Consider the following 1,817-nt stretch of genomic DNA (forward strand, 5'->3'; position numbering starts at 1 on the left):
GCATGAATCTATACATTCCTCAACTGCAACAAATGTTGCAGAACTCGATGCAAACCATCGAAAAGGGAGAATAGGCAAATGGCAACTAAGAAAGCAGCCAAGAAGGCACCCGCGAAGAAGGCCGCGAAGAAAACCGCGAAAAAGAAGTAACGGGTCATCCAACCAAAAAGGCAACACCTCGGGGGACGCAACAGCGTCCCCCGAAGTGTTTATGCGTATATGTGGAAAGGTGCATGAATACAGGCGATGACGCGACGCAGATGGATTGCCGAGAATTGGGATGAAGCGACAGCGACGCTGGTGGGAGCGCAAGCGGAGCACTTGATTCGAGTGTTGCGCGCGCAGCAGGGAGAGGAAGCGGACGTGGTTGCTGGGGGCAAAGTGTTCCACTCCGTGATCGCTTCGATCACCAACGGCGGACAGGGTGAAGCGCCGGAGGTGAGGTTCAACCTGGTCGCTGAGGTCGAGTCTGAACCCGGAATGCCCGTTACGCTGGTAATGTCGATTTTCAAGTTCGATCACATGGAGTGGGCGATCGAGAAAGCGACGGAATTGGGAGCCGCTGCGATTGTGCCGGTGATCGCGCGACGCACAGAAAAGCATCTTGCGCTGGCCGCGACGAAGCGGGTGGAGCGATGGAGACGCATCGTGCATGAGGCGGCGCAGCAGTCGCGCAGATCGGATGTGCCGATGGTTCATGATCCGGTGAAGTTGGCAGATCGCGTGAAGGCTGACGCGAAGTTGAAGCGAATCGTGCTAGCGGAACAGGAACGATCTGCGACGTTGCGCGGAGCTCTCGAGGAGGCCATTGCGGCAGCAGGTGCGGAGATGCCGGATCTGGAGATTGCGATCGGGCCCGAAGGCGGATGGGCGCCGGATGAAGAGGCACTCTTCGATGCGAATGGATGGCGGGCTGTTTCGCTGGGGCCGCGCATTCTGCGTGCAGAGACGGCGGCAATTGCGGCGCTGGCGGTGGTCGCTTCGATGCTGGAGTAGAGAACGGCCCGGGGAGTTCGTGCTTTCCCACCCATGCTTCGCATGGCACCCTTGGGTTATGGCTTGGATGCTGGTGTAGAGTTCGTGCCCGACCCTGTGCTACGCGCTAGAGCGAAACGCCGCGCTTCCAGGGGATGAAGTCGTTCTGACCGAACTCCTCGGCTTTGGTGAAGCGCTTGCCGCTGGCCACATCAAGACATAGATCAAGAAGCATATCTGCGCATTGCGGGATCGTCGATTCTCCGTTGACGATGCCGCCGGCGTCGAAGTCGATGATGTCGGCCATGCGGCTGGCTAGTTGCGCGTTTGTGGAGATCTTGACGACAGGAGCGACAGGGTTGCCGGTAGGTGTGCCGAGGCCGGTAGTGAAGAGGACGAGATTTGCACCGGCGCCAGCCTGAGCCGTTACGCACTCAACATCGTTGCCTGGCGTACAGAGCAGGGTGAGGCCGGGCGTGGTCGCGTATTGCGGGAAGTCGAGCACGTCGCGTACCGGAGCCACTCCTCCCTTGCGCGCGGCGCCAGCTGACTTGATGGCATCGGTGATGAGGCCGTCTTCAATGTTGCCGGGTGAGGGATTCATCTCGAAGCCGGAGTGCACGGCCTTGGCGCGTGCAGAGTAGGCCTGCATGAGATCGAAGAAGCGCTGGGCGAGTTCATCGGTGGCGCAGCGGTTGATCAGTTCCTGCTCGACGCCGTGCAGTTCGGGGAATTCGCTGAGGATAGATTTGCCGCCGAGTTCGCCGAGCAAATCGGAGATGTAGCCCAGGGTGGGATTCGCCGAGATGCCGCTGAAGCCGTCTGAGCCACCGCACTTGAGC

At 59.7% G+C, this 1,817-nt stretch carries 1 protein-coding gene and 1 pseudogene; one reads left to right on the plus strand and one right to left on the minus strand.

Annotation, left to right across the window (positions count from 1 at the left end; translation table 11 throughout):
- The first annotated feature begins 246 nt into the window (after nt 1-246).
- A complete protein-coding gene (locus tag WA354_RS19300; RefSeq protein WP_472814650.1) occupies nt 247-996 on the plus strand; it encodes an RsmE family RNA methyltransferase in 750 nt (249 codons plus the stop codon).
- Nucleotides 997-1,102: 106 nt separating this feature from the next.
- Here WA354_RS19300 and WA354_RS19305 read toward each other — a convergent pair.
- Nucleotides 1,103-1,817 (minus strand): annotated as a pseudogene (locus tag WA354_RS19305) (altronate dehydratase); the annotation flags it as partial.

The sequence above is a fragment of the Occallatibacter sp. genome, from assembly GCF_049802275.1.
In the GTDB taxonomy this organism is placed as follows: domain Bacteria; phylum Acidobacteriota; class Terriglobia; order Terriglobales; family Acidobacteriaceae; genus Telmatobacter.

Excerpts from the sequence above, each read along its gene's own strand:
- WA354_RS19300 (WP_472814650.1), top strand. The coding sequence starts at position 247 with ATGACGCGACGCAGATGGATTGCCGAGAATTGGGATGAAGCGACAGCG.